This window comes from Mesorhizobium sp. M1307 (assembly GCF_040318155.1).
In the GTDB taxonomy this organism is placed as follows: Bacteria; Pseudomonadota; Alphaproteobacteria; order Rhizobiales; family Rhizobiaceae; genus Mesorhizobium.
In genome coordinates this window covers 70,933-96,566 of the sequence record NZ_JAMYLR010000014.1, presented here as the reverse complement: position 1 = coordinate 96,566, position 25,634 = coordinate 70,933, and the positions used below count along the sequence as shown (strand labels likewise).

The 25,634-nt window shown below is 62.3% G+C and carries 22 protein-coding genes; 15 read left to right on the top strand and 7 right to left on the bottom strand.

Annotation, left to right across the window (positions count from 1 at the left end):
• Window positions 1-16: 16 nt before the first annotated feature.
• A complete protein-coding gene (locus NKH16_RS17950) occupies window positions 17-913 on the bottom strand; it encodes an MBL fold metallo-hydrolase (RefSeq protein WP_352749206.1) in 897 nt (298 codons plus the stop codon).
• A gap of 147 nt (window positions 914-1,060) precedes the next feature.
• On the opposite strand from NKH16_RS17950, the gene NKH16_RS17945 reads away from it, so the two are divergent.
• Window positions 1,061-1,966, top strand: coding sequence for a LysR family transcriptional regulator (locus tag NKH16_RS17945; protein WP_352749203.1), 906 nt, complete (start codon window positions 1,061-1,063; stop codon window positions 1,964-1,966).
• A gap of 186 nt (window positions 1,967-2,152) precedes the next feature.
• On the opposite strand, the gene NKH16_RS17940 is transcribed toward NKH16_RS17945, so the two are convergent.
• The 3 genes from NKH16_RS17940 to NKH16_RS17930 all read right to left on the bottom strand — a co-directional run bounded on the left by NKH16_RS17940 (window position 2,153) and on the right by NKH16_RS17930 (window position 4,990).
• On the bottom strand, window positions 2,153-2,689 hold the full coding sequence (locus NKH16_RS17940) for a dihydrofolate reductase family protein (protein WP_352746954.1): 537 nt from the start codon (window positions 2,687-2,689) through the stop codon (window positions 2,153-2,155).
• 212 nt (window positions 2,690-2,901) lie between these two features.
• On the bottom strand, window positions 2,902-4,632 hold the full coding sequence (locus NKH16_RS17935) for an adenylate/guanylate cyclase domain-containing protein (protein ID WP_352747074.1): 1,731 nt from the start codon (window positions 4,630-4,632) through the stop codon (window positions 2,902-2,904).
• A 109-nt stretch (window positions 4,633-4,741) separates the two neighbouring features.
• The gene (locus NKH16_RS17930; protein WP_352875433.1) at window positions 4,742-4,990 is read right to left on the bottom strand and encodes a dihydrofolate reductase family protein; all 249 of its coding nucleotides are present in this window, start codon (window positions 4,988-4,990) and stop codon (window positions 4,742-4,744) included.
• Window positions 4,991-5,269: 279 nt separating this feature from the next.
• Between NKH16_RS17930 and NKH16_RS17925 the strand changes: the two genes are divergently transcribed.
• The 3 genes from NKH16_RS17925 to NKH16_RS17915 all read left to right on the top strand — a co-directional run bounded on the left by NKH16_RS17925 (window position 5,270) and on the right by NKH16_RS17915 (window position 8,638).
• The gene (locus NKH16_RS17925; protein ID WP_352746957.1) at window positions 5,270-6,169 is read left to right on the top strand and encodes an HNH endonuclease; all 900 of its coding nucleotides are present in this window, start codon (window positions 5,270-5,272) and stop codon (window positions 6,167-6,169) included.
• 619 nt (window positions 6,170-6,788) lie between these two features.
• The gene (locus NKH16_RS17920) at window positions 6,789-7,694 is read left to right on the top strand and encodes a retron St85 family effector protein (protein WP_352746960.1); all 906 of its coding nucleotides are present in this window, start codon (window positions 6,789-6,791) and stop codon (window positions 7,692-7,694) included.
• Window positions 7,691-8,638, top strand: coding sequence for a retron St85 family RNA-directed DNA polymerase (locus NKH16_RS17915; protein ID WP_352746962.1), 948 nt, complete (start codon window positions 7,691-7,693; stop codon window positions 8,636-8,638). Before NKH16_RS17920 ends, NKH16_RS17915 begins: the two co-directional genes overlap by 4 nt.
• 23 nt (window positions 8,639-8,661) lie before the next feature.
• On the opposite strand, the gene NKH16_RS17910 is transcribed toward NKH16_RS17915, so the two are convergent.
• Complete coding sequence (locus NKH16_RS17910) at window positions 8,662-8,847, bottom strand: alpha-glutamyl/putrescinyl thymine pyrophosphorylase clade 3 protein (protein WP_352746964.1); 186 nt, start codon at window positions 8,845-8,847, stop codon at window positions 8,662-8,664.
• 161 nt (window positions 8,848-9,008) lie between these two features.
• On the opposite strand from NKH16_RS17910, the gene NKH16_RS17905 reads away from it, so the two are divergent.
• The 6 genes from NKH16_RS17905 to NKH16_RS17880 all read left to right on the top strand — a co-directional run bounded on the left by NKH16_RS17905 (window position 9,009) and on the right by NKH16_RS17880 (window position 17,415).
• Window positions 9,009-10,418, top strand: a complete 1,410-nt coding sequence (locus NKH16_RS17905) for a DUF6600 domain-containing protein (protein WP_352822274.1) — start codon at window positions 9,009-9,011, stop codon at window positions 10,416-10,418.
• A gap of 316 nt (window positions 10,419-10,734) precedes the next feature.
• On the top strand, window positions 10,735-11,796 hold the full coding sequence (locus NKH16_RS17900) for a LacI family DNA-binding transcriptional regulator (RefSeq protein WP_352900812.1): 1,062 nt from the start codon (window positions 10,735-10,737) through the stop codon (window positions 11,794-11,796).
• An 82-nt stretch (window positions 11,797-11,878) separates the two neighbouring features.
• Window positions 11,879-13,132 carry an ABC transporter substrate-binding protein gene (locus NKH16_RS17895; RefSeq protein WP_352746971.1) on the top strand — a complete coding sequence of 418 codons (1,254 nt, stop codon included), beginning with the start codon at window positions 11,879-11,881 and terminating at the stop codon, window positions 13,130-13,132.
• A gap of 483 nt (window positions 13,133-13,615) precedes the next feature.
• Entirely contained in the window at window positions 13,616-14,545 is a 930-nt protein-coding gene (locus NKH16_RS17890; protein ID WP_352900809.1) for a carbohydrate ABC transporter permease, read from the top strand.
• Window positions 14,545-15,402 (top strand): carbohydrate ABC transporter permease, encoded by an 858-nt coding sequence (locus tag NKH16_RS17885; protein ID WP_023674366.1) that lies wholly within the window; start codon window positions 14,545-14,547, stop codon window positions 15,400-15,402. Before NKH16_RS17890 ends, NKH16_RS17885 begins: the two co-directional genes overlap by 1 nt.
• 27 nt (window positions 15,403-15,429) lie before the next feature.
• Window positions 15,430-17,415: a glycoside hydrolase family 127 protein gene (locus tag NKH16_RS17880; RefSeq protein ID WP_352746974.1), complete on the top strand. Its 1,986-nt coding sequence runs from the start codon at window positions 15,430-15,432 to the stop codon at window positions 17,413-17,415.
• Window positions 17,416-17,433: 18 nt separating this feature from the next.
• Here NKH16_RS17880 and NKH16_RS17875 read toward each other — a convergent pair whose 3' ends face one another.
• Window positions 17,434-18,213, bottom strand: a complete 780-nt coding sequence (locus tag NKH16_RS17875) for a response regulator (protein ID WP_352746976.1) — start codon at window positions 18,211-18,213, stop codon at window positions 17,434-17,436.
• Between the two features lie 294 nt (window positions 18,214-18,507).
• On the opposite strand from NKH16_RS17875, the gene NKH16_RS17870 reads away from it, so the two are divergent.
• The 5 genes from NKH16_RS17870 to NKH16_RS17850 all read left to right on the top strand — a co-directional run bounded on the left by NKH16_RS17870 (window position 18,508) and on the right by NKH16_RS17850 (window position 24,692).
• Entirely contained in the window at window positions 18,508-19,362 is an 855-nt protein-coding gene (locus tag NKH16_RS17870) for a cytochrome-c peroxidase (RefSeq protein WP_352900805.1), read from the top strand.
• The gene (locus NKH16_RS17865) at window positions 19,359-21,875 is read left to right on the top strand and encodes a two-component system VirA-like sensor kinase (RefSeq protein ID WP_352746978.1); all 2,517 of its coding nucleotides are present in this window, start codon (window positions 19,359-19,361) and stop codon (window positions 21,873-21,875) included. The genes NKH16_RS17870 and NKH16_RS17865 overlap by 4 nt, the downstream gene beginning before the upstream one ends.
• 169 nt (window positions 21,876-22,044) lie before the next feature.
• The gene (locus NKH16_RS17860; RefSeq protein ID WP_352746980.1) at window positions 22,045-23,094 is read left to right on the top strand and encodes a methyltransferase; all 1,050 of its coding nucleotides are present in this window, start codon (window positions 22,045-22,047) and stop codon (window positions 23,092-23,094) included.
• Between the two features lie 14 nt (window positions 23,095-23,108).
• A complete protein-coding gene (locus tag NKH16_RS17855) occupies window positions 23,109-23,615 on the top strand; it encodes a hypothetical protein (RefSeq protein WP_352474406.1) in 507 nt (168 codons plus the stop codon).
• Window positions 23,616-23,804: 189 nt separating this feature from the next.
• The gene (locus NKH16_RS17850; protein ID WP_352746983.1) at window positions 23,805-24,692 is read left to right on the top strand and encodes a class I SAM-dependent methyltransferase; all 888 of its coding nucleotides are present in this window, start codon (window positions 23,805-23,807) and stop codon (window positions 24,690-24,692) included.
• Between the two features lie 114 nt (window positions 24,693-24,806).
• On the opposite strand, the gene NKH16_RS17845 is transcribed toward NKH16_RS17850, so the two are convergent.
• Window positions 24,807-25,547, bottom strand: coding sequence for a gamma-glutamylcyclotransferase (locus NKH16_RS17845; protein WP_352746985.1), 741 nt, complete (start codon window positions 25,545-25,547; stop codon window positions 24,807-24,809).
• Window positions 25,548-25,634 lie beyond the last annotated feature (87 nt).

Here is a 25,634-nt window from a genome sequence, read left to right as displayed (position 1 = left end):
GCGATTGGCGGCCATCTCAGCCCCACTTCATCTCGCCGGTGGCAACCTTGGAGCCGATGTCGAGCGCAACGCCCATGCCGAGGCCGGGGAAGCGGGCTTCCATGGCGCTCTTCAGTGCGGCCGCGTCCTTGGCCTTGGCCAGTTCTTCCTCGAAGGCGATGAGATAGGTCTTGGTGTGCTCGACGCCTGAAAGGTCCGTAGCGGCCTCAGGCGTCATGTGCCCGGGCACGACGATTGCCGGCTTGCGCGCCGCGATCTTTTCGAGATTGGCGAGCCAGGCGGCGCGCAGTTCTCTGGTCGGCGTGTCGGCGGTCCAGACATGCACGCCGGCAAAGATCATCACCCCGCCGAACACCGCATTCAGCGACGGCACGAAGAGATAGCGCCGGTTGGCGAGGCCTTCCGCGGCGACGATCTCGATGGTCTCGCCATCGACGCTGAGCGTCTGGCTGTCGAATGCTTCGGGGATGACGACGTCGGCCAGCGCCTGCGGGCCATTCTCCTTGAGTTGCGGCCCCCAGACGGCGAGCTTCTTTTCGACATTGCCGTTGATGGCGGCCACCGTCTCGGCTGCAGCGATCACCCGTGCCTGCGGGAACGCCTGCTTGATCGGCTTGAGGCCGAAATAATAGTCCGGGTCGGACTGGCTGACATAGATGGTGGTGAGCGTCTTGCCGGTCGCCTTGATCGCCTCGGCCACGGCCCGGCCGTCGGGGTAAGTGAAACCGCCATCGATCAGCACGGTTTCGGTGGCGCCGGAGACCAGCACCGGGGCGCGGAAGAAGCCGTTTTGCCCGGCGGGGAAATGTTTCCAGGAAAGCCCGCCGGCCGCATGGCCAAGCCCGGCGGGAGCAAAGACCGCCGCAGCGCCGGCGGCGAGGGTGGTTTTCATGATGGCTCTCCGTGTGAACATGGATGTCTCCTGGGAATGCGGAACTCGGCGGCGCGCAGCCTCGATGCCCGCAAGATGGCAAAAGCGGAATGCGTATTGAAGGCCGACAAAATAGACGTAATGTATGCCATTGCCTGACAATGAGACTGCCTCTGCCATGAGCGAAGCATGAACCTGAACCGGCTGGCCTATTTCGCGGCGGTGGTCGATGCCGGCTCGTTCACGCGGGCCGCCGAGCGGCTGGGCATCACCAAGGCGGTGGTCAGCCAGCAGGTGGCGCGGCTGGAGCGCGATGTCGGAACGACGCTGCTGATCCGCACGACGCGGCGCGTCCATCCGACCGAGGCTGGCCGAACGTTCCATGCCCGCTGCCTGCAGGTCCTGCAGCAGGCCGAGGATGCATTCGACGAGCTCGCGCAGGCCGCCGCCGAGCCGACCGGCACGCTGCGCATCGCCGCGTCCAACGACTACGGCACATCGGCGGTGGTGCCGGTGGTCGCCGCCTTCAGCGCGCGCTATCCCGCCTGCCGGGTGGAGCTGACGCTGGGCGACGAGACGATCGACCTGGTTTCCGGCCACATCGACGTGGCCATCCGCGTCGGCTGGCTGGCCGATTCCAGCCTGCAGGCCCGGCGCATCGGCACCTTCCAACAATTCATGGTATGCGGCGCCGGCTTTGCAGGCCGGTTCACCGCCGGCGAACCGCAAGACCTCGCCGGGCTGCCCTTCGTCGCCAACATGGCGCTGCGCGAACCGCTGCTATGGCAATTTTCGCGCGGCGACAACGAGCAGCAGGCCGTGCGCATGCAGGCAACAATTTCGATCGACGCAACGCCGGCAGGGCTGGCAGCGGTCCGCGCCGGCGCCGGCCTGTCGGTGCTGCCGGACTTTTTGGTGCGGGACGAACTGGCCGCCGGGCGGCTGGTGCAGATCCTGCCCGAGTGGCGGCTGCCCTCCGGCGGCATCTACACAGTCTACCCCGCCGCCCGCTTCCGCCCGCCCAAGGTGACGAGGTTTGTCGAGATGCTGATCGCGGCCGTGCAGAAGGTAGAGGCAGGCGGGCGGGGGCGGTAGCTTGGGTGAGGCGCTGATGGCCGAAGCTGCGATCTCCCCCCTTGAGGGGGAGATGGCCGGCAGGCCAGAGGGGGTCGGTTCGACCGGGCGCGGCCTCCCTCTTGAGTCGGTAGGGTTGGCGCATTACGCGAGACGCCCCCCTCTGCCCTGCCGGGCATCTCCCCCTCAAGGGGGGAGATTGGCTCATCACGACTTCCCAGCCGCATACTCCAGCGCCACCACGCCGTTGCTGAATTGCGTGGCCGAGATCAGCTCGAGCGGCAATTGCGCGCCGGGCGGGAACAGCAGCTTGCCCTGGCCGACGGCACCGGGGTAGCTGAGCAGCCTGATGCGGTCGACAAGGCCATGGCGCAGCAATTCCTGCGCGACGCTGAGGCTGCCATGCACATAGATGTTGCCGCCGCTGCCTTGCTTCAGTCCTCTGACCGCTTCCGGCAACGCGCCCTGCAGCAGCTCGGCCGGTTGCCAGTCGAGCGCCTGCAGGCTGGTCGAGGCGATGTATTTCGGCAGCGCGTTGAAGCGGTCGGCGAAGTCTCCGGTCTCCTTGGGCCACGAGCCGGCAAAAATCTCATAGGTCGTGCGCCCCAACAGCATGGCGCCACTGTCGGCAAGCTCGTCGTCCTTGAACTTTTGCATCTCATCGTTCCAGGCCACGCTCGGCAGCTTTTCAACCTCGGCAATGCCATCGACGCTGATGAATTCGGTAACAATGAGTTTTCTCATAGCGAGTTCCTTTCTGGCAGGGCCGAATGGCGCGGGCTTATGCGACATGCGCCGTCAACTAGCGCGGCGCTTTTTCAGGGGGAGGGTTTTCCCTGTTCGCTTCCAAAGACCGATACCGTGGGAAAAGCTTCTCCGACCTGCCCGTCGTTCGGTCATGCCACAAGGTCCGCATCGTTTTTGCCGATTGGATCTGGGTCGTAGCTACCTGCTGCCTATAGGTTGGCAATACCGGCTTTCAGCAGTCCTTCGCGGACGTGCTGCACGTCAGGCTCCTGGGCATAGTGCAGGGTGGCGATGAATGAATCGAGGTCGAATTGGGGATCGAGCGTTCTGATCTTGCCTAGATGCGCCGCGGCCGCGATTTCGTCGCCGAGCCAGCCGTAGCAGGCAGCGGCGAAAGCGTGCTGAGCCGAGTCCATGGTTGACAGATGCATGAAAGCTTCGATCGCCTCGCCATACTGGCGCGCGGCGAAATGCGCCTTTCCCAGATGGCTCCAGAACCTCTCCGGGTGGTGCGGGTTCAACTGCATTGCCTTGCGGATCCATTCAATTCCCTCTTCCGGCCTGCCCAGCCACGTCAATAACTCGCCTTGCTGCACCACCACGAGGTCGTAATTGGGATTGAGGGCCAGCGCCCGCTCTTGATGGTAGCGCGCTGTGGTCAGCTCATTGTTGTTCACGTTCACTGCGGCGAGGATGCGATGGACATCGGCATCGTTGTTGTCCAGCGCCAGCGCCCTGTCCAGCGCCGCCATGATGTTGTTCCAGATGGCATCCCTGTCTTCGCACCAGTTATGGACCCAGGCCTGGCCAAGAATGCAGGCCCGCCAGGCATGGGCATGGGCATAATCGGGGTCGAGCGTGACCGCCCTTTCTATCAAGGTTTGCGCGCGTTCATTATCTGCAATCGTGCTTCGGTGATGCAGCACCTTGGCAGCAAGCACACATTCATACGCGGCCATGTTTGCAGGTTTCGCCCGCGCGAGCTGGTCCCGCTGAGCCGCCTCGACGCGACCGGGCAGCGTGGCTGCGATCGCCGCGGTCACCTCATCCTGAATCGCGAATATGTCGTCCAGCTTCCGGTCATACTTGTCTGCCCAAATATGAGCGTCATTCGCCGTGTCGATGAGCTGAACCGTCACGCGCACCCTGTCGCCGATCTTGCGGACGCTTCCCTCCACCAGGTATTGGACGGTGAGTTTCTCGGCCACCTCGCGCACATTCACGGCGCGGTTCTTGTAGACGAAGCTGGAATTGCGCGAGATGACGAACAGCTCATGGTGGCGGGACAGTTCGGTGATGATGTCCTCGGTCAGTCCGTCCGCGAAAAATTCCTGCTCGGGGTCGCCGCTCATGTTGGTGAATGGCAGCACCACTATCGAAGGTTTCGAGATAGATCGCTTTGCCTCGACTTCCGGCAGGACAGAACTATCAAACCCAACGCGATAGAGGCGAACCGGGCGGCTGATGTTCTTCAACGTCTTCTCGCCCAGGTCCTCCATGGCAATTTCGAGACGGTCGGCAATTTGGGTCGCCACCGCTGCGGTCACGCAGATACCGCCGACGTCGGCGAGTTGCTCGATGCGCGAGGCAATATTGACGCCGTCGCCGAAAATGTCCTCATCGTCGAAAATGATGTCGCCGAGATTTATGCCGATCCTGAATTCGATACGCCGTTCTTGCGGCACATCCGAATTGCGCCGTTTCATGCGCTGTTGGATTTCCACGGCGCATTTCACGGCATCGGTCACGCTCTGGAACTCCACGAGCATGCCGTCTCCGGTGGTCTTGATGATCCGGCCCTTGTTCTTCGCGATGGCGGGATCGACCAGTTCTATGCGATGGGTCCGAAGGCGTGCGAGCGTGCCGGATTCGTCGGCCTCCATTAGCCGACTGTAGCCCGCCATATCGGCAGCCAGAATTGCGGCTAGTCTCTGTTCCATCGCTTGAACCAAAAACCAAGCTTATCCTTCCAGAGCTGCCAAATCCAGCAATTTGGGCTTGTGGTTGGAATCAAGAGGTCTTCCTACCGCAGCAGCAAGAAAGGGCGGATCAGAACCTTCCGCCTGGTGGCTGCGAACTCGATCGCATCAATCGCGGGAGGGATCCGCGCAGCGTCAAGCTCGTCGAGGCGACATATTTCGGCAGTGCGTTGAATCGGTCGGCGAACTCTCCGGTCTCCTTGGGCCAGGAGCCGGCAAAAATCTGATAGGTCGTACGCCCCAAAAGCATGGCGCCGCTGTCGGCAAGCTCGTCGTCCTTGAATTTTTGCATCTCATCGTTCCAGGTCACGCCTGGCAGCTTCTCGACCTCGGCGATGCCATCGACGCTGATGAATTCGGTGACGATGAGTTTTCTCCTGGCGCTTTTCCTTGTGTCAGAGGACGGATGGCGCGGGCCTTCTGCGATACGCGCCGTGGAAAAGAGCGCGGCGCTTTGTTAGGGGAGGAGCTTTCCCTAGACGGTTCCAAAAGAAGACCGATACCACGGGGAAAAGCTTCTCCGACCTGGACTAACCTCCCAAGATCGGATTTTGGTGTTCTGAGGCAGATATCCCAAAGAACGCATTGCAGGAAGATCATGGGATTCGGGGTTTTCATTCATCGCTCAGATTCGATCTACAATGACCGCCCCGCCGAGCAATACCAGTTTCCTCGCCCATATCTGCGCCGCGTCGAAGCATGCGTTGGCGACTGGATCATCTATTACGAGCCCAGCAAGGTAGACGATACCCGCGGCTATTACGCCGTAGCCAAAGTCCAACAAATCATTCCCGATCCTGTGACGCCTGATATGTACCTCGCTCTGATTGAGCCTGGAACCTATCTCGATTTCGTCAACCCTGTTCCATTTAATGGAACCGATGGTCTCGTTGAGCGAGGCTTGCTCAACGATCAGGGACGAATTTCCGGTCGCGCCCAATCGGCCGTCCGCCCAATTAGCCCGGCCGATTTCAACCGCATCATCGATTTGGGCCTGGACACGAACGGGTCGTTGCTACCGCGCGTAGATGAGGTCGGCACATCTTCCGGCTTTCAGGAGGAGCAGGCGCCATTCGAATTCGAGCAGAGCCGCGATCGCGTAAACTACATCGGATCGCGAATTGTGCGAGACCGCATTTTCCGTCGCATCGTCTTGCGCGCCTATGACGAGCGCTGCGCGATCACCGGACTGAAGCTGATAAATGGCGGCGGCCGAGCAGAAGTTTCAGCCGCCCATATTCGATCGGTCGAAGCGAACGGCCCGGATGTCATCAACAACGGGATTGCACTGTCCGGCACCGCGCACTGGATGTTCGATCGCGGGTTGATCAGCCTATCCGATGACCTCGAAATCCTGATCTCGCGACAGGTTAACGACTTGGAAAGTGTGCAGGCATTCATAAACAAGACCAGTCGAGCGCTTGCGCCGGCCCGACAGATTGAACGCCCTCATCCTCGTTTCTTGCAATGGCACCGTGCGCACTGCTTCAAGCAGTGAAGCACCGCCGGCGTGGGAGCGTGTTGGTAGGTGAGTTGGAACGGCTACTTCTGACCCGTTGCAGACATCGAAAATCTCAGGAGAGTAGGTCTGCTTGCGCTAAAGCAGACATTAAGAAACGCAGGTCGGCCTGCGCGTCCACAATGAGCGCGGCCTTGTCACCTGGCTGCTGTGCGGGACGTTCGGCCAGGCGTCACCGCGCTGCAGGCGGCGAAGCGTTCCTGGCAGAAGCTTCTAGACTTTTCGGGCTCAAAAGCCGCGAAAAATAATTATGAAAATATTGCTAGGAAAACGCCAATAACTGTCGATTACAGCGTCGGGGCCAAGCGCGCCTATTGATTGCCACAGCAGACACGGTCACACTGCTTGACAGCTGACTGTGGGGGTGGGAGATAGTGCTTAGCTTACGCGAGAAGCACCTTGCGTGCTTGGTCCGGCGTTCCGTCAGACCTCATTCGATTGTTAGGTTTTATCCGGTGTGGAACAACCTGTGGTTATACCGCCACAAGTGGCCGCTCCGCTCGGTAAACCCCATGTTCTTCCACACCTCCAAGGGTAAGTGATAGTCGGAGGTGACATAGCCGATTTAGTCGAGCGCATCGACGCCTCGACTTTGCATGTGCGCGCACCCACCCCAATCATCCTGCTGTGTGGCGGGCAGATCGACGTCAAAACGGCTAAGCCAAACTCGTTGCGGGATGCTTACACCCAAATTTACGGGCGGCCCGGCCTGAAATCATATTCGACGGTGACGCCTGAGGATTTTAGAATCTTCGCGCCCGATGGGCCCTACAAAGACTGGCTGAGTTTCGAGAGAGAATTCGCACAGATAGTCGACTTGGTCGTTCTGTTTTCAGAAAGCTATGGAAGTGTTGCTGAACTAGGCGCGTTTTCTGTGGTTGAGGAGATCGCCACCCGCCTGCTCGTTGTCATTGACGACAAGAACTACGGCGATTCGTCTTTCATCAAGCTGGGTCCACTTCTCTTCCTACAGGAAAATCACGGGAAGTCTGCTGTGTGCGTGCTAAATCGCAACGACTTAAATATTAGTAGCGTAAACAGCGTTTCGGAGGTGAATCTCGACCGTTTGGCGGAAGCGCTGATTCCCGCGATTGAAAAGCGGAAAGCTGAGTACAAAGAACACACGACATTCAATCCTGGGCGAGCCGGTCATGTCATCAAACTGGTAGTCGGCTTAATACAACATTACGGGGCGCTGACCGAAGAGGAGATTGATACCCTCCTATACGTTATGGATTTGACGGTTCCATTTTATAAGATTGCTGAATACCTAAGCTGTGCGATCAATGCCGGCTGGATCGTCAGAGATAAGCGCGGAATTAATGAGTACTACTGCGCGTTGCCTGACATGGAAGAGGCGGTCACTTACCGGCTTCGAAAAGATTTGCCGCCGGAGGAGAAAGATCGGGATCGTTGGCGCGCAAGGGTAATCGAGTATTGGAAGAGTAAGGAACCCGTTAGGTTTAGCAGCATCCAAGCTGCTTTAAAAAGCGCTCTGGGATGAGTGGCATCGTCGACATATTAGCCGTTGAGACTGGTATGGATACCAACCTGGTGGAGCGCATCATGCGCACCGCCCCTGTTAGGTATAAGACCTATCAAATACCGAAGCGCTCTGGAGGTTTTCGAATTATCTCCCAGCCCGCCAAGGAAGTGAAGATATTGCAGAGGGCGTTGGTCGATGTGCTTGTCAGCAAGCTTCCAATTCATGACGCGGCGACTGCCTATCGTGAAGGTATATCCATAAAGGAGAACGCGCAGCGCCATGCTGGACATCGACCAATCCTGAAGATGGATTTCGCTGACTTTTTCCCGTCGATTAAGGCCGCTGACTGGTCCCGCTATTGCGAGCTGACGGGCGCCCTTACCTCATTCACAGATATCCACCTGACCTCGCAGCTGATTTTCCAAAGGCTAAAGGGAAGCTCGGTCTTGCGATTGGCTATTGGGGCTCCCTCCTCGCCGACTGTCTCCAATGCCCTGCTGTGGGAATTCGACGAGGCTATTAGCCACGAGGTTGCGAAAGATAAGGTGACATACACCCGTTACGCCGACGACCTCACCTTCTCCGCTCCACGAACCGGGTATCTCGTCAATGTCGAGAAGGCCGTCCGAAAGGTGATCAAGCTGATTGAGCTGCCGAAGCTTGTCATCAATGAGGGCAAGACAACCCGCGTGACAACGAAATACGGGCGGCGCGTGACGGGGCTCACGTTGACAAATGACGGAGCCGTGTCAGTAGGGCACACGCGAAAACGCGAGCTTCATACCGCCGTGTACAGAGCTAGCAAGGGTAGGCTGGACGGAGATGAGCTAGCAAACTTGAAGGGCATGCTAGGTTTCGTGAATAGCGTCGAACCTGAGTTTATCACGACGCTGCGGAACCGCTTCGGGCAGGGCATCATCCAGCAAATCCAAGCATTCCCTATTCCCAAGCGCCAACGCTAGGACATTATGTTTCAGGGCGCGAGCTATTGCGTCATCAGGAAAATGAGCCATGCCGCTTCTTCGACATCGCGTCGTTGCATCTGATAGGCCACTGCGCGTTCTGCATCGAAGCCATTAGCCCGAACAGCTTGGCGCAGAGCCTGTTGCGGCGGCTCCTTTACTGTCGGGCCCGCTGACCAACCACTTATCGCCGCGCCTTCGGCGCGCATTTGTGACGGTCACCGCCCTAATGAAGCAACTCTGATCTCTGACATCATCGTGCGATGCCAAGCCGTTGCGGGAGGGGATCGGTAACGTCAGCAAAGTGGAACAATCCGGCAGCCGGCGGGTTTGTACGATGAAGGGCGATCTGTTTCGGAGGAAGATTACGATGAAACGCGTCCTTGCCCAACATGCGGTGCGACTGATGCTCGGCGGTGTAACCGCCTGCCTGCTCACGGTCGTCGAGATTCCCAACTCAATTGCGCCATTGTCGCTTGTGTCCGAGGCAAGGGCTGCCACCACCGTTTCGATCAGCACGTTCTACGAAGACCTGTCTTCCTATGGTGATTGGGTCTCGTATCACGGAGCGACCGTTTTCGTGCCGGTTGATGTGCCTGACGATTGGCGTCCGTATACGCTTGGACACTGGGTCTATACCGAGCAGTATGGCTGGCTCTGGGTGTCCGACGAGCCATTCGGCTGGGCGACGTACCATTACGGCCGGTGGGGCTATGCCGACGATATCGGCTGGTACTGGGTTCCGGGCACTCGCTGGGCGCCAGCATGGGTGAGTTGGCGTCGTGACAGAGAGCACATCATTTGGGCGCCGCTGCCGCCCCGCCGCGATCCGGATTTGATTTCAATCGAGGTGACCTTCGACACGACGCCGGATTATTACTGGGTTGTGGTCCCCACCCGCGAATTCCTTGCCGCGGACATTTCTGTAGTCGTTATTCGTGATGAGCCGGAGTTTGTGCGCATTGTCGAGGCGGCCGAACCGGCCGGCGACGTGACGATCCAGAACAACGTGGTGATCAACAAAGTCATTGATGTCGATGTGATCGAAAAGGAGACGAACCAGAAGGTGACTGCCGTCAAGGTCAGCAAGACCGAGGCGCCCGAGCAGTCCGGCAAACTGGAAAACGATACGGTCGCTGTCTTTGAGGGCGAGGTGAAAGCCGACCCTAAGGCCAAACCAGCTAAGCTCAAGGACATCGAGGAGGTGAAGCAGGTTCAGGCTGGCCGGAAATCGAAGCCGACCGAAGGCGCTGCAACGACCGAGCAGGCCAAGCCCGAAGAAGCCGCCAAGCCTGAGAAGCCGAAGGCCAAGGAGCAGCCGGCCACCGAGCAGCAGCAGGCCGAGCCCGGCAAGGCGGCCAAGCCTGAGAAGTCGAAGGCCAAGGAGCAACCCGCCGCCGAGCAGCAGCAGGCTGAGCCCGAACAGACGGCCAAGCCTGAGAAGCCGAAGACCAAGAAGCAGCCCGCCGCCGAGCAGCAGCAGGCCGAGCCCGAACAGACGGCCAAGCCTAAGAAACCGAAGATCAAGAAGCAGCCCGCCGCCGAGCAGCAGCAGGCCGAGCCCGAACAGACGGCCAAGCCTGAGAAGCGGAAGGCCAAGAAGCAGCCCGCTGCCGAGCAGCAGCAGGCTGAGCCGGAGCAGGCTGCCAAGCCTGAGAAGCGGAAGGCCAAGGAGCAGCCAGCGGCCGAGCAGCAGCAGGCCGAGCCCGAGCAGGCGGTCAAGCCCAAGCCACAGAAACAGAAAAACAAGGCGTGCGATCCACAGACTGAGAACTGCTAGCTCTGCGGGTAGACTGCGGCACCGCGATTATTCCATCGCGGTGCCCGCTGAACGGCAATGCACGCCAAAGCTGCTCGCCCTCTTTCCTTCGGGCCGCCATGGCAGATCCTGGACCCAGGGCAGCGAGTCGTAGTTGACTGCCGAACATGCCTGTAACCAGGCCATTCCCTCTTGCCATCCTTGCATCCTTCCCCTAATCTTCCTTTTGAGAAAACCTTTTCCCAACTCTGCCGGCATCCGCTGACTTCACCATTCAGCGCCTCGCAGGCCGGTAAGAGAAAAGCTTTTCTCAAATGGGAGGATCGATATCCAAATCATGGCGTCCGACGCGCAGCCAACGCCTGTTTCTGCCAAGCAGCCCGTCACCCTGCGTGAGGTGGCGGCGCTCGCCGGCGTCAGCGTGGCCACGGCCTCAAAGGCGCTGAACGGGCAGGGGCGGATGACGGCCGAGACGCGGACCCGTATTCGCGAGACGGCGCAGCGGCTTGGCTTTCGCCCGAACAGCCTGGCGCAGAGCCTGCTCAGGCGGCGCTCCTTTACCGTCGGGCTTTTGACCAACGACACCTATGGCCGCTTTTCGCTGCCGCTGATGGCCGGCGTTTCCGATGCGCTGGTCGATGCCGGCGTCTCGGTGTTCCTGTGCAATGTCGAGGACGACCCGCGCCTTGCCCAGCTGCATGTCGATGCCATGCTCGACAAGCGCGTCGACGGCATCATCGCCACCGGCAAGCGCATCGACCGCCACCTGCCGGTCGACCTCGCCAATCTCGGCATTCCGGCGATCTTCGCATTCACCGAGCCCGATCCCGGCGCCATCGCGTTCGTCTCCGACGATGCCGGCGGTGCGCGGCTGGCGGTCGAGCATTTTTGCCGGCTCGGGCGGCGGCGCATCGCCCATGTCAGCGGGCCGGCGAGCTTTGCCGTGGTGCATGCCCGCGCCGAGGCTTATCGCGCGGTGCTGGCCGAGAACGGCCTGCCGGTCATGGAGCCGCTGCTCGGCCCGTGGTCGGAGGCCTGGGGCCACGAGGCGGTCAAGAAGCTGTTCGACGGCGAGGGTTTCGACGGTACGCGCGAAAAGCCCGATGCGGTGTTTTGCGGCAACGACCAGATCGCGCGCGGCGTCATCGACGCCTTGCGCGAGCGCGGTATCGGCGTGCCGGACGAGGTCGGCGTCATCGGCTTCGACAACTGGCAGATCGTCGCCGAGGCAACCCGCCCGCCGCTGACCTCCGTCGACATGAACCTGGCCGCGCTCGGGCGCGAGGCCGGCCTTGCCCTGCTTTCGCTCGTCGGCGGCGAACCCGCCGAGCCGGGCATCAGAAAACTGCCGTGCCGGCTGGTGGTGCGTCAGTCATGCGGCCGTCCGCCGGACGGCTGAACGAAACGGGCCGTGTCGATAGTCACCCGCTTGGGGCGCGGCTAAATTAAGACGCTAAATTAAAACCATGTGGAGGAGAAGCATGAGAACCACCATTACCGGGCTCGCCATCGCCGCGAGCATTTTGGGCACGCTGGCAACAGTCGGCCCGGCCGCCGCCGACACCGCCAACATCTGGGTTCGCGCCGACGGCTCGAACTTCATGCCGCGCATCGTCGATGCCTTCAACAAGGGGCATCAGAACCAGATCAAGCTCGACATCATCCCCAACGCCGAAATCATCCCGAAATACGGCGCTGCCGCCGCTGGCGGCACGGCGCCCGATGCGCTGTCGCTCGACCTGATCTACACGCCGTCCTTCGCCGCCGCCGGCCAGCTCGAAGACATCACCGACTGGGCGAAATCGCTGCCCTATTTCGCCAGCCTGTCGCCGGCGCATGTCAAGACCGGCACCTATAAGGGCCGCATCTACGGGCTGCCGTTCTCGGCGGATTCCTCGGTGCTGATCTGGAACAAGAAGCTGTTCAAGCAGGCCGGCCTCGACCCGGAAAAGGGCCCGACCAACTGGGCCGAGATCGAAGCCGACGCCGAAAAGGTCAATGCGCTCGGCGGCGACATCAAGGGCTTCTACTTCTCCGGCAATTGCGGCGGCTGCAACATCTTCACCTTCACGCCGCTGATCTGGGCCTCGGGCGGTGACATCCTGACGGAGGACGGCTCCAAGGCGACGCTGGATACGCCGCAGATGCGCGGCGCCATCGACCTCTACCGTTCGATGGTCAAAAAGGACCTGGTGCCTTCAGGCGCGCAGACCGACACCGGCTCCAACTTCTTTGCCGCCTTCGCCACCGGCAATATCGGCATCTCGCCGTCCGGCGCCTTCGCCATCGGCGCGTTGAACACGCAATATCCCGACATCGACTACGGCATCACCTTCCTGCCCGGCAAGGATGGTGGCTGGTCGTCGTTTGCCGGCGGCGATAATTTCGTCGTCACCAAGGGCACCACCAAGGTCGCGGTGGTGAAGGAGTTCCTCGATTTCGCCTATTCGCTCGAAGGCCAGACCATCCTGGCGAAATACGGCAGCCTGCCGGTGCGCGGCGACATCGCCAATGAGGCGCTGAAAGACCTCGACCCGCGCTACAAGGTTGCCGCTGAAGCCATGGCCAAGGGCCGCACGCCCTATTCGGTGGTGTTCAACGACCTGATCAACTCGGCCAACGGTCCGTGGAACCAGATGATGAACGAGGTCTTCTTCGGCGAAGACGTCGACGGCGCCATCGCCAACGCGCAGGAAACGATGCAGTCGATCATCGATTCGGCGCCGCAGAAGTAAGGCGCCGGCTCCACCTCCCCCTCGAGGGGAGGTCGGACCGCAGGTCCGGGTGGGGTCATCGCGGCAGTGCTCGACGTTTCTGTCGGCGCACGTCGCAGAGGACCCCACCCCCGCAGCCCCTTAACCTCCCCCTCGAGGGGAGGTCGGACCAAAGGTCCGGGTGGGGTCATCGCGGCAGTGCTCGACGCTCTTTTGATGTCGGCGCGCTTCGCGGAGGACCCCACCCCCGGCCTTCGACCGGACCCTCCCCTCAAGGGGGAGGGGACGTCCCGCCAATGGAACAACAGGCATGAGCACCATCACAGTACGCCGTCGCAACGTTGGCTCCCCCTTCTCCCCTTGTGGGAGAAGGTGTCGCCGAAGGCGACGGATGAGGGGTGCTCCAGCTTGGCTCGGACGGCATTCCTTCCAACACCCCTCATCCGTCTCGGCGCTTCGCGCCGATCCACCTTCTCCCACAAGGGGAGAAGGAGAAGGCCAGCGATGACCACCATCACAGCAACCACCGCCGCGCCAGCGCGCGCATACAAACTGGTCGGCGCCGGCCGCCGGCAGTGGATCGGCCTGCTCTATGTCGCGCCGGCCGTCGCCCTGGTCGTCGTCTTCTTCATCGTGCCGCTTTGCATGACCGCCTGGATGTCGCTGCACAACTGGCCGCTGATGGGCGCGCATAGCTTTATCGGCCTCGACAATTACTGGGCGATCCTGCGCGACACCCGTTTCTGGAACGCGCTGAAGTTCACCGGCTACTACACGGTGGTGGTCACGATCGCGATCTTCGCCGTCGCCTTTCCGCTGGCGCTGTTCATCGAAAGGCCGCGGCAGCTGACCGGCTTCTACCGCACGTCCTTCTTCATGCCGGCGGTCATCGGCTTCGCCTCGGCGAGCCTTTTGTGGTCGTGGCTGCTCAATGTCGATTCCGGCCTGTTCAGCCCGGCCGCCTTCGAGCTTGGCCTGACCGAGAAGAAATTCAACCTGCTGGCGACCTTCCAGCCGGCCTTCTGGTCGATCATCGCCATGGTGGTATGGAAGGTGGCGGGCTTCACCATGATCATCCTGATGACCGGCCTGCAATCGATCCCGCCGGATCTGCAGGAGGCGGCGATGATCGACGGGGCAGGGCCATTCGCGCGGTTCCGGGCGATTACCTTGCCCTTGATGCGCCGCACGCTGGCGCTGGCGCTGATCCTGTCGGTTGCCGGCTCGATCCTCGCCTTCGACCAGTTCTACATCATCCTGCGCGGCGGCCCGCGCAATAAGACGCTGACCGCCGTCTACTGGATCTTCAACCAGTCCTTCGTGTCGTTCAAGCTCGGCTATGGCGCGGCACTGTCGATGGTCCTGCTGGTCATCCTGGTGGCGCTCAGCTTGATCCAGCTGCGGTTGCTGCGCAATCCCGAGGGGGTCGACTGATGGCGCAGGCTCGCACCCGCAAACGCCGCATCGGCATGCAGATCGCCGAGCACTCGACCGGCATCATCGCATCCATACTGTTCCTGGCGCCGATCGCCTGGACGGTGCTTTCGGCCTTCAAGCCGGCGCAGGAGGCGCGCCAGCCGCCGCTGCCGCCGTGGCCGACCAGCGGCATCTCGCTCGAGAACTACGCCACGCTCAACACCTTCGGCGATGGCCTGTGGCTGCCGGCGCAAAACAGCATCTACGTCTCGGTGATGACGGTGGTGCTGTCAGTGATCGTCAGCGTGCTCGCCGGCTACGGTTTCTCGCGCTTCCGCTTTCCGCTGAAGAACCTGCTGTTCGTCGTCATCCTGTCGACAATCATGATCCCGTTCCAGTCGATCCTGACGCCGATCTTCCTGGTGCTGACCAAGATCGGCCTGCACAACACGCTGACCGGGCTGGTCTGCGTCTACGTCACGCTGCAGTTGCCGTTCTCGATCTTCATGATGCGCAACGCCTTCGACGCGGTGCCGCGCGAGATCGAGGAGGCCGCGCGCATGGACGGCGCCAACAATGTCACCATGCTGCTCAGGGTGATGCTGCCGCTGGTCTGGCCGGGCATCGTCACCATCGCGCTGTTCGCCTTCCTTGGCGCCTGGAACGAGTTTCTGGCGGCGCTGGTGCTGATGACAGACCAGTCGAAATTCACGCTGCCGATCATGATGACCGCGCTGCAGTCCGGCCGCTTCGGCGCCATCGACTGGGGCGCCGTGCAGGCCGGCGTCACCGTCATGATGGTGCCGTGCCTGGTGCTCTTCCTGCTGCTGCAGCGCTTCTACATCCGCGGCCTGATGGCAGGGGCCGTGAAGTGACCAACCGAACCGAACCGGAGTAAATTGATGACCGCATCGCATTCCGCCAGTCAGGGCGCCAAGCCGAAACTCGCCTTCCGCCCGCTGCCGGTGCCGCAGGTCGATGTGCGCGGCTTCTGGGGCGACCGCGTCGATGCCGTCGCCTCGAAGACCGCCGGCATCCTCTATGACCGCTGCGTCGAGGCGCGCATGCTCGAGCAGATCGACCCGGACCGGCCGTCGCCCGGCGTCGTCATCCCGTTCCACTCACCTTCACCGGACGAGGCGGCCACCGCCGGCAACGAGTTCACCGGATCGACGGTGACGACGCAGATGTTCTGGGACTCCGATTGGGGCAAGACCATCGAGACCGCCGCCTATTCGCTCTATCGCCGCCGCAACGACGAGCTCGAGAAGAAGATCGATGCCGTCATCGACATGTATGGAAAGCTGCAGCAGCCCGACGGCTATCTGTCGAGCTGGTACCAGCGCATCCAGCCCGGCCTGCGCTGGACCAATCTGCGCGATTGCCACGAGCTCTATTGCGCCGGCCACCTGATCGAAGGCGCCGTCGCCTACTACCAGGCCACGGGGAAACGCAAGCTGCTCGACATCATGTGCCGCTACGTCGATCATATCGCCGAGACGTTCGGTCCCGAGCCCGGCAAGAAGAAGGGCTATTGCGGCCATGAGGAGATCGAGCTGGCGCTGGTCAAGCTGGCGCGGGTGACGGGCGAGCGCAAATACATGGAGCTAGCCAGATACTTCATCGACCAGCGCGGCCTTGAGCCGCATTATTTCGACGAGGAGGCGCGCGCCCGCGGCGCCGACCCCAAGGCCTATCATTTCAAGACTTACGAATACAACCAGTCGCACAAACCGGTGCGCGAGCAGGACAAGGTCGTCGGCCATGCGGTGCGGGCGATGTATCTCTATTCGGGCATGGCCGACATCGCCACCGAATATGGCGACGACACGCTGCGGGTGGCGCTCGACCGGCTGTGGGACGACCTCATGACCAAGAACCTCTACGTCACCGGCGGCCTCGGGCCGTCGTCGCACAATGAGGGTTTCACCGCCGACTACGACCTGCCCAACGACACCGCCTATGCCGAGACCTGTGCTTCGGTCGGCCTGGTGTTCTGGGCAAGCCGCATGCTCGGCATGGGTCCCAATGCGCGCTACGCCGACATCATGGAGCGGGCGCTCTACAACGGCTCGATCTCCGGCCTGTCGCTCGACGGCTCGCTGTTCTTCTACGAAAATCCGCTCGAAAGCCGCGGCGCCCACCACCGCTGGAAATGGCACCGCTGCCCGTGCTGCCCGCCCAATGTCGGGCGCATGGTCGCCTCGATCGGCAGCTATTTCTACGGCCTGTCGGACGACGCACTCGCCGTCCATCTCTATGGAAACGGCACGGCTCGTTTCGATATCGCGGGCCGGCAAATAGAGCTCACCCAGAGCAGTAACTATCCATGGGACGGCGCGGTCTCGATCTCTGTCGAACCGGAAGCTCCGACCGAGTTCACTTTGCACCTGCGCTTGCCGGCCTGGTGCCGCAAGGCAGCGCTCAAGGTCAACGGCGCCGATGTCGATCTGGCTGCCATCAGCAGCGACGGCTATGCCGCGATCCGCCGCGAATGGCGCAAGGGCGACCGCGTCGAGCTCGACCTCGAAATGGCCGTCGACCGCCTCTACGCCAACCCGCAGGTGCGACAGGATATCGGCCGCGTCGCGCTGGCGCGCGGACCGCTGATCTATTGCGTCGAGGAGACCGACAATTCCAGCCAGTTGCACCGCATCGCCTTGCCGCGAACGGCAGACATCAAGGCGCATCAGCAGCCGAACCTTCTGGGCGGCGTCGTGACACTTTCGGCGATTGCCAAAAAGGAGGCTTTCGAAAAATGGGAAGAGGGGCTCTACCGCACCGAACCGCCGGCGGTCGAGGACGCGAAAATCACCGCCGTGCCGTATTTCGCCTGGGACAACCGCAACCCCGGCGAGATGCTGGTCTGGCTCAGAAGCGCGGGGTAGGCTGGGCGCGGCAGCGGCTCAAAGTACCTCGACCGCAGTCGCGAATATGTAGCCGGCGCCACGCTCCGTAACAATGAGCTTCGGCTCGCTCGGATTGACCTCGAGCTTGCGGCGCAGCCGCAATATCTGCACGTCGATGCTGCGGTCGAACACCTCTTCGTCGTGCACGCGGCTGGCAGCGAGAAGCTGCTCGCGGCTCAGGATCTGTTGCGGCGATTTCAGGAACGCCGTCAGCAGGTTGAACTCGCCGGCGGTCAGCGGCGTCGTCTCGCCCGCCGCCGACCTCAGGCGCCGCATCCGCATGTCGAGCTCCCAGCCGGCAAAACGATAGCGTATGGGTTTCTTACTGCGCGGCTGCGGCTGCGTCGACCGCGATCGCCGCAGCACGGCGCGAATGCGCGCCAGCAGCTCCCTGAGGCCGAAGGGCTTGGTGATGTAGTCGTCGGCGCCGAGTTCCAGGCCGACGACGCGATCCACCTCGTCGCACCTGTGGCCGGTGATGATGATGATGGGCGCTTCCGGCGGACTGCCGAGTTGCCGCATGATGTCGAACCCGTCCTCATCGGCAAGCCGCATGTCGAGGATCGTCAGGTCTACGGGCTTTTCATTGAGGACGCGCGACATGGCCCGGCTGTCGGCGACCGCGCTAACCCTGAAGTTTTGGCTCTCCAGGTAATTGGTGAGCATATCACGAATTTCGGGGTCGTCGTCGACGACAAGGATATGCTTCGGCGCCGCTGCCTGCTCGATACTGCCTTTCGACTGCTGTTCGTGGCGAATGTTTTGTTCGGCTGACATCTCGCACCGTCCGCAAGCATGGAACTCATGACCGAGCCGTTGCTTTATTAAACGTCGATTTTCGGCGATTTATTGGTGAACGCCGATGATCTACGTGATCGCACACCCTGCCACAGGCTCGCTCGATGGCACATCAGCAGATTGGTAAGGTTCGGGCGGGGCTTTTTGTTCCGCTTTGCCTGGCAATGGCGGCACCTTTTGCGTTGGCCCAGAGCAATCAGCCGGGCCCGCCGATGGGCGAGCCGATTGCACCGATCACGGCCAGCGGCCCCTCCGACCGGGCGAAGATCGCGCTTGGCGAGAGCCTGCTTCAACGATGCCCGCCTGTCGCATGGCGATGTCGTCGCTTGCAGTTCCTGTCACAGGCTCGATTTCAGCGGCGACGACGGTCTGGCCCGTTCCGTGGCGGCGGATGGCAAGCCGCTCGATTTCAACACGCCGACCGTCTTCAACGCGGCGCTCGATTTTCGGCTGAACTGGCGCGGCAATTTCCGCACTTTCGAGGAGCAGAACGAGGCAGCCCTGCTCGATGACAGGCTGATGAATACGAGCTGGGAGGAATTGCTGACCAAGCTGCGCTCGAATGCCGAGTATTCGCAGCGGTTCGCGAGGGTCTACGGCGCCATTCCCGACCGGACAAGCGTGCTCGATGCGCTTGTTGTCTTTCAACGGTCGCTGATCACGCCCGATGCCCGTTTCGACCGCTATCTCAAGGGCGAACGCGACGCCATCACGACCGACGAAGAGCACGGCTATCAACTGTTCAAAGCCTATGGCTGCGTCGCCTGCCACCAGGGCGCCAACGTAGGCGGCAATCTGTTTCAGAAATTCGGCATCTTCCAGGATCCCTTCGCTCGCCAGAAGACCCTGACCAAGGCGGATCTCGGCCGCTTCGCCGTTACCGGCGCCGAGAGCGACCGCCATGTGTTCCGTGTTCCCAGCCTGCGCAACGTCGCGGTGACAGCGCCGTATTTTCACGATGGCCGCACCGCATCGCTCGCAGACGCGGTGAAGATCATGGCGCGCAACCAACTCGGCCGGGAGCTCGACCAGCGCGATGCCGATCTCATCGTCGAATTCCTCGGGACACTGACGGGCGAGTATCGCGGCCGGCCGTTGACCAGCGCAGCCGATCGTCTGCAGCAATGAAGTCGCTACGCATCCTGGCGCCGATCGTTGCCTGCCTGCTCATCGCCCTGACCTACCTCCTGGTGCAGGGCACGGCTCCCGATGCGGCCCGTCACGAACGCACGCTCGATGCGCTCAGGACCGTCATCCTCTATAACGCCGCACTCCAACGCGATGTTTTAAGGGCACGCGCGGGACTGCTGCGCAGCTACGATCCGCTTGTGCGGTCGATCGAGAACCTGGATGAGGCGACGCAGACGCTGCCGGCTGCCCGCGACGCAGCAAGCGGCGAAACACGGGCGGACATCGACAAGCGGATCGCCGAAGTCATCGCCGCGATCCGCGACGAGGAAGCGCTCGTCGAGAGGTTCAAGTCCGATAACGCGCTGCTGCAGAACTCGCTGAACTTTTTCAACTATATGAGCGGTCGTCTCACGAGCGAGGGTGACGGCCTTCGAGCGGTCGAGATAGGAGCCCTGATGGTCGCAATGTCGCGGTTTATCAGCGATCCCCAGCCGGATGCGGCAAAAGCAGTAACCGCCGCACTCGACCGGCTGGCAAGGCCCTCCGTCGATGCCGTGCCTGCAAGAGATGTGCTCTCGCTCGTCTCCCACGGCCGGCTTATCGTCACCAGGCTTCCGGCGGTCGACGATCTCGTCGCCCGCCTGCAGACCGCGCCGACGAGCGAGCGGGCTCGCGCGCTGCAGGACGTCTATCTCGGTGCGCATGGGCGGGCCGCGGCGCGGGCCGAACTGTTCCAGACGCTGCTTTATGTCGCCGCGTTGGGCCTCGTCGGCTATGTCGCCTACCTGTTCGCCCGCCTGCGCCGCAACGCGCGGATCCTGCGCGAGCGGCTGGAATTCGAGGGCCTGATCGCCTCGATCTCCACGCAGTTCATCAATCTGCCGCGTGACCGCATCCGCGCCGGCATCAGCAAGGGCCTCGCGCGCCTGGTCGAACATGCCGGGCTCGACGGCGCCCAGATTTTCGTCAGCCACATCGCCGGTCCTTCCGGCGGCTACTTCTATCGCCGTCCGGGCGGGAGCAGGCCGGCCCGCCTGTCGAAGGACATGATCGAGCTGGCTTCACGCTGGACGCTGGCCGACCACGAGCGGCAGGGCTGCATCGACGTTCCCCGCGTCGGCGAGCTTCCCGAGGGCCGGGAGAAGGCATCCCTGCAGGCGCACCAGTTTCGATCGTGGCTGTGCATACCGATGTGGCATGCCGGCGAGCGGTTGGGTTTTCTGGCTCTCGATACCGTCACGCACGAAAAGCATTGGGCCGACGACGACATTGCACTGCTGCGCACCGCGGCCGAGATTTTCGCCAATGCCATCGTGCGCGAGCACAACGAACGCGAGCGTGAGGCACTGCAGGCGCGGCTCAATCAGTCGCAACGGCTGGAAGCGATCGGGACGCTCGCCGGCGGCATAGCGCACGAGTTCAACAACATCCTCGGTGCCGTCCTCGGCTACAGCGAGATGGCGCTGGCGGTGCTGCTGAAGGAGTCGCGCGCGCGGCGCTACGTCCAGCAGATCATGCAGGCCGGCAGGCGGGCGCAGGACGTCACCGAGCAGATCCTCGCCTTCGGCCGTCGTCACGAGCGGCAGCATCACGCGCTGCGGGCGGAAGCCATGGTTGCCGAAGCGGTCGACCTGCTGCGCGCCTCGTTCCCCGCCACGCTTTCGGTGCAGACGCGTCTTGCAGCCGCGGATGCGGCGATGATGGGCGATCCGACCGAGCTTCAGCAGGTGGTGATGAACCTCGGCACCAACGCGGCGCAGGCGATGAACAACCGCGGCGCATTGGAAATCGGTCTCGATACGACGGAATTCGTCGAGGCGCGGATGCTGTCGCACGGCAACCTGCCTGCCGGCCGCTATCTCCGCCTTGCCGTCAGGGACACCGGCAGCGGCATGGATCAGGCGACGCTCGAGCGCATCTTCGAGCCGTTCTTCACGACCAAGCCGGCAGGGCAAGGCACCGGGCTCGGCCTGTCGACGGTGCACGGCATCGTCATAGCGCACAGAGGCGCGGTCGACGTGAACAGCAAGCCCGGCGAAGGCACGACCTTCGAGATCTATTTTCCGCAGATCGAGGCCGCCGAAGCAACCCAGAACGAGGACGAGAGCGACGCCGCCGAGGTGCCGGTCAAGCATGGCAACGGCGAGACGATCCTCGTCGTCGACGACGACACGCCGCTGATGCAACTTGCGGAGGAAATGCTCGCCGCGCTCGGCTACGAGCCGGTCGGGTTCGACCGCAGCCCCGCGGCTCTCAGCGCATTCCGCACCGATCCGGAACGCTTCGACCTGGTGCTGACGGACGAGGTCATGCCCGACATGACAGGGATCGAATTCTCCGGCCGGTTGCACAAGATCCGGCCCGACCTTCCGGTCGTGCTGATGACCGGTTACTGCCGTCAGCTGCGGTCGCGCCAACTGACGGCGGTCGGCATAAGCGAAGTCATCAAGAAGCCGCTGCTGTCGGCCGCCGTCGCACAATGCCTTGCCCGCCATCTGCATTCAGGCTGATCACGGCCGGCCGGATTTCTTCGTTACAACCGTAACCAAAATCCCACCTGGCTGAAATCGACCCGTAGCCGGGCCAGTCGATGATCCTCCCGCGCCCAGACCATGATCCCGAAAAACCGGGAACCGGTTTTTTGGAAAGGTCATGGTCTCTTGAGGAAGGAGAAATCTTATGGACGCAAACATCACCGAGGTAACGAAACAGGCGAAGGACGTCGCAGAACTGTCGCCCGAAAGCCTTATGCAACTCGGCCTCGGCTTCTGGGCATCGAAGACGTTGCTGAGCGCCGTCGAACTCGACCTTTTCACGGAGTTGGCGGCCGGACCCCTCGAAGGGGAAACGCTGAGAAACCGGCTCGGACTGCATCAGCGGGGAGCGCAGGATTTCTTCGACGCGCTGGTTGCGCTGCGCATGCTTGAGCGCGAGGGCAACGTCTACTGCAACACGCCCGTGACTGACCGCTACCTTGACCGCAACAAGTCGACCTATGTTGGCGGGATGCTCGCCAGGGCCGGTCAGCTGCTTTACGCGAACTGGGGCTCGCTCACCGACGCGCTCAGGACGGGCAAACCGCAAAACGGCACCCAGGACGGCGAAGATCTGTTCGACATGCTGTTTTCGGACCCGGACAAGGTAAAGATGTTTGCGCAGGCGATGACCGGCGGCAGCCTCCAGGTGGCGGAGGCGCTCGCCCGGCATTTTCCCTGGGCGGACTATTGTACCTTCATCGATATCGGCACAGCCGAAGGCAGGCTTCCGGTCGAGGTCGGCCGCGCCCATCCGCATCTCACCGGCGGCGGTTTCGACCTGCCGCCGATGCGGCCGGTGTTCGAGGCCTATGTGGAGCGGCACGCACTTGCAGACCGGCTTCGGTTTTATCCCGGCGACTTCCTTGCCGAGCCGCTGCCTTCTGCCGACGTGCTGGTGATGGGTCATATCCTGCACGACTGGAACCTGGAGGTGAAGCGCGCGCTGCTGGCAAAGGCCCATTCCGCGCTGCCGAAGCAAGGCGTGCTCATCGTCTACGACCAGATCATCGATGACGAGCGACGGGACAACGCTGCGGGTCTGCTGATGAGCCTCAACATGCTGGTCAACACCAATGGCGGGTTCGACTACACGCGCGCCGACGGCATGGGCTGGATGCGGGAGGCGGGCTTTGCGGAGGTCCGCTGCGAGCATCTCGCCGGGCCTCACTCGATGATCGTCGGCATCAAATAGCAGCGGAGAAGCTGATGACACGAAGAGCTCTCATCGCAATTGCCGCCCTTGGCCTGGCCGCAGCATTCACCGCCGCAACGCTCAACCAGGGTGAGGTCGGCGCGGCGTCCGCGACCGCTTCGATCGAGCACGGTCGATACCTGGTGAAAATCGGCGGCTGCAACGACTGCCACACGCCAGGGTACCTGGAGAAGGCCGGCAACGTTCCGCAGGATCGATGGCTGATCGGCGACTCGCTCGGCTTCAACGGGCCCTGGGGTACGACTTACCCGACCAATCTTCGCCAATTTTTGCGGACCATGGACGAGGACGACTGGGTACAGTTCGCGCGCACGATCGAGACGCGCCCGCCCATGCCATGGTTCAACCTGCGTGCCATGAGCGAGCCCGACCTGCGCGCCATCCACCGATATGTGCTTTCGCTCCCGGCAGACGATACGCCGGTTCCGGACTATGTGCCGCCCGGTCGTCCGCCGAAGACGCCGCATATCGTGTTCGTTCCGCGGGCGCCGAAATCATAGTGGCGTCCGAATGCCGGGCGCAGGGTGGTTCTCCGCTTGCGTGGTATGCCAGGCACGGGCGCCTGTTTCAGTCGTAACGCAATTCCCGATTCCGGAAATCACGTTGTAGCACCGATCTCCGATCGTGACGGTCGGGCCCTGGGCGGTCATCAGGCTGCCCAGCGGTCACAAATCCCGGATAAATCGATCATGGAGTCAAACATGTACAATCTGCTTGCCGAACATGCGCCGAAGACCGACCGTGATCAGAGCCCCATGGATCCGCGTCCCTATGCGTTGGGTTACACGCAAAGCGAATTCAAGCGCCTGGAGCTGCAGGGAGCGCTCATTCACGACCTTACCGAGCATGTCCTGCGCAGTGCGGGCATAGGACCCGGCATGCGCGTGCTCGACATTGGCTGCGGCGTAGGCGATGTCTCCTTGCTGGCCGGAAGGCTGGTCGGACCGGCGGGAAGCGTGCTTGGTGTCGATCGCTCGGCAGAGGCTGTGGACATTGCCGAGCGGCGCGCCACTGAATCCGGCCAGTGTTACTGGACACGTTTCACGACGGCCGAGCTTGATACATTCTCGCCCGAGGGGAGCTTCGATGCGGTGATCGGCAGGCTTGTCCTGATGTATCTGCCCGACCCGGCCGCAACCCTGCGCAGGCTTGCCGGTTTCCTGCGGCCTGGCGGCATCGTCGCCGTCCAGGAAATGGCGATGCCGCTCACCCGCAGTTTTCCAGAGGCGCCGCTGTTCGGCAAATGCCGCGGCTGGATCATCGACACGATCGAGCGCGCGGGTTTCGAGGTCGACATGGGTGGCAGGCTGCCCATGGTGTTCGCCGGCGCAGGGCTGCCGGCGCCGCGGATGAACTCCGCCGGCCTCGCCGGCAGCGGACCCGACTCGCCGATCTACGACTACATTGCCGGCACGTTGCGCAGCCTGTTGCCGATGGCCGAGGCAGTCGGTACCGCAACCGCCGCCGAGGTGGAAGTCGATACCCTCGCCGAGCGGCTGCGCAACGAGGCTGTCGAGCAGCAGACGTGCATCATGCTGCCGCCCTTTGTCGGCGCATGGGCGAACACACTGGCATAGAACCGAAGGAAGGACACGCGATGCTCGATACTGCCATCGGCGAGCGCGCGGGACATCTCGTCGACCTGCACAACATCGATTTCGCCTGGGAGCCCGACGAGATGCTGGTCTGGCTCAGGGACGAATGAAGCCCGATCGCAGCGCCCGACCGATCTCCTCGGCCACAAGTTCCTGCAACTGCCAGAGATTGCGGTCGCGGATGCCGCAGGTGTCGAGATGGCGAATGGTCTCGAACAGATATTCGGCGCCCGAACCCCAATGGCCGACGGCCGTGGCCAGGGTCGCCGCTATCGCTCGCTTTTCGAGCTTGCCCGCGTAGCGTGGATTGGCGGGATCGACAACGAAACCAAGCGCTTGGCACATGCCGTCGCCTGTCCTGACCTGCAGCCAGCGCGGCACGTTGACGGCCGGCAGGATGGTCATCTCGCGGCGCAGCAGCGTTTCGAGATTGGCCGCCACCGGCTCGGCGATCTCGAACACCATGCCCTGGCATTGGCCGCCGCGGTCGAGCGCCATCATCAGGCCGGGCTGCTCGATCGTGCCCCTGAAGCGCTGCACCGTAAAACAGAACGAACGGTGCCAGCCCGTCGCCACGGCCCGTTCGCCACCCCTGACCTCGCCGGCCGGCTTCCACAGCAGCGAGCCATAGGCGAACAGCTTCACCGGCCCGCCCGGCGCGCCGGCCAGCACCTCGTCGCGAATGCGCGCGTAATCGGCATCGGTCATGTAGACCATGCCCGGCGTCGGCCCGGCATCCTCGACCGCACGCAAGGTGCGGGCGACCAGCGCCTCGGTCAGCGCCATCGGTGTCTTGCGCGGCGAACGCCGTGATGCGGCGGAAATGACCTTGCTCATCCTCATGCTCTCAGCCTTGCCGCCATGTTGCCGAAGGCTGAAGGATTCTCAAGGGCCGAGTACACCAGCGCGGTATCGGGATTCGAA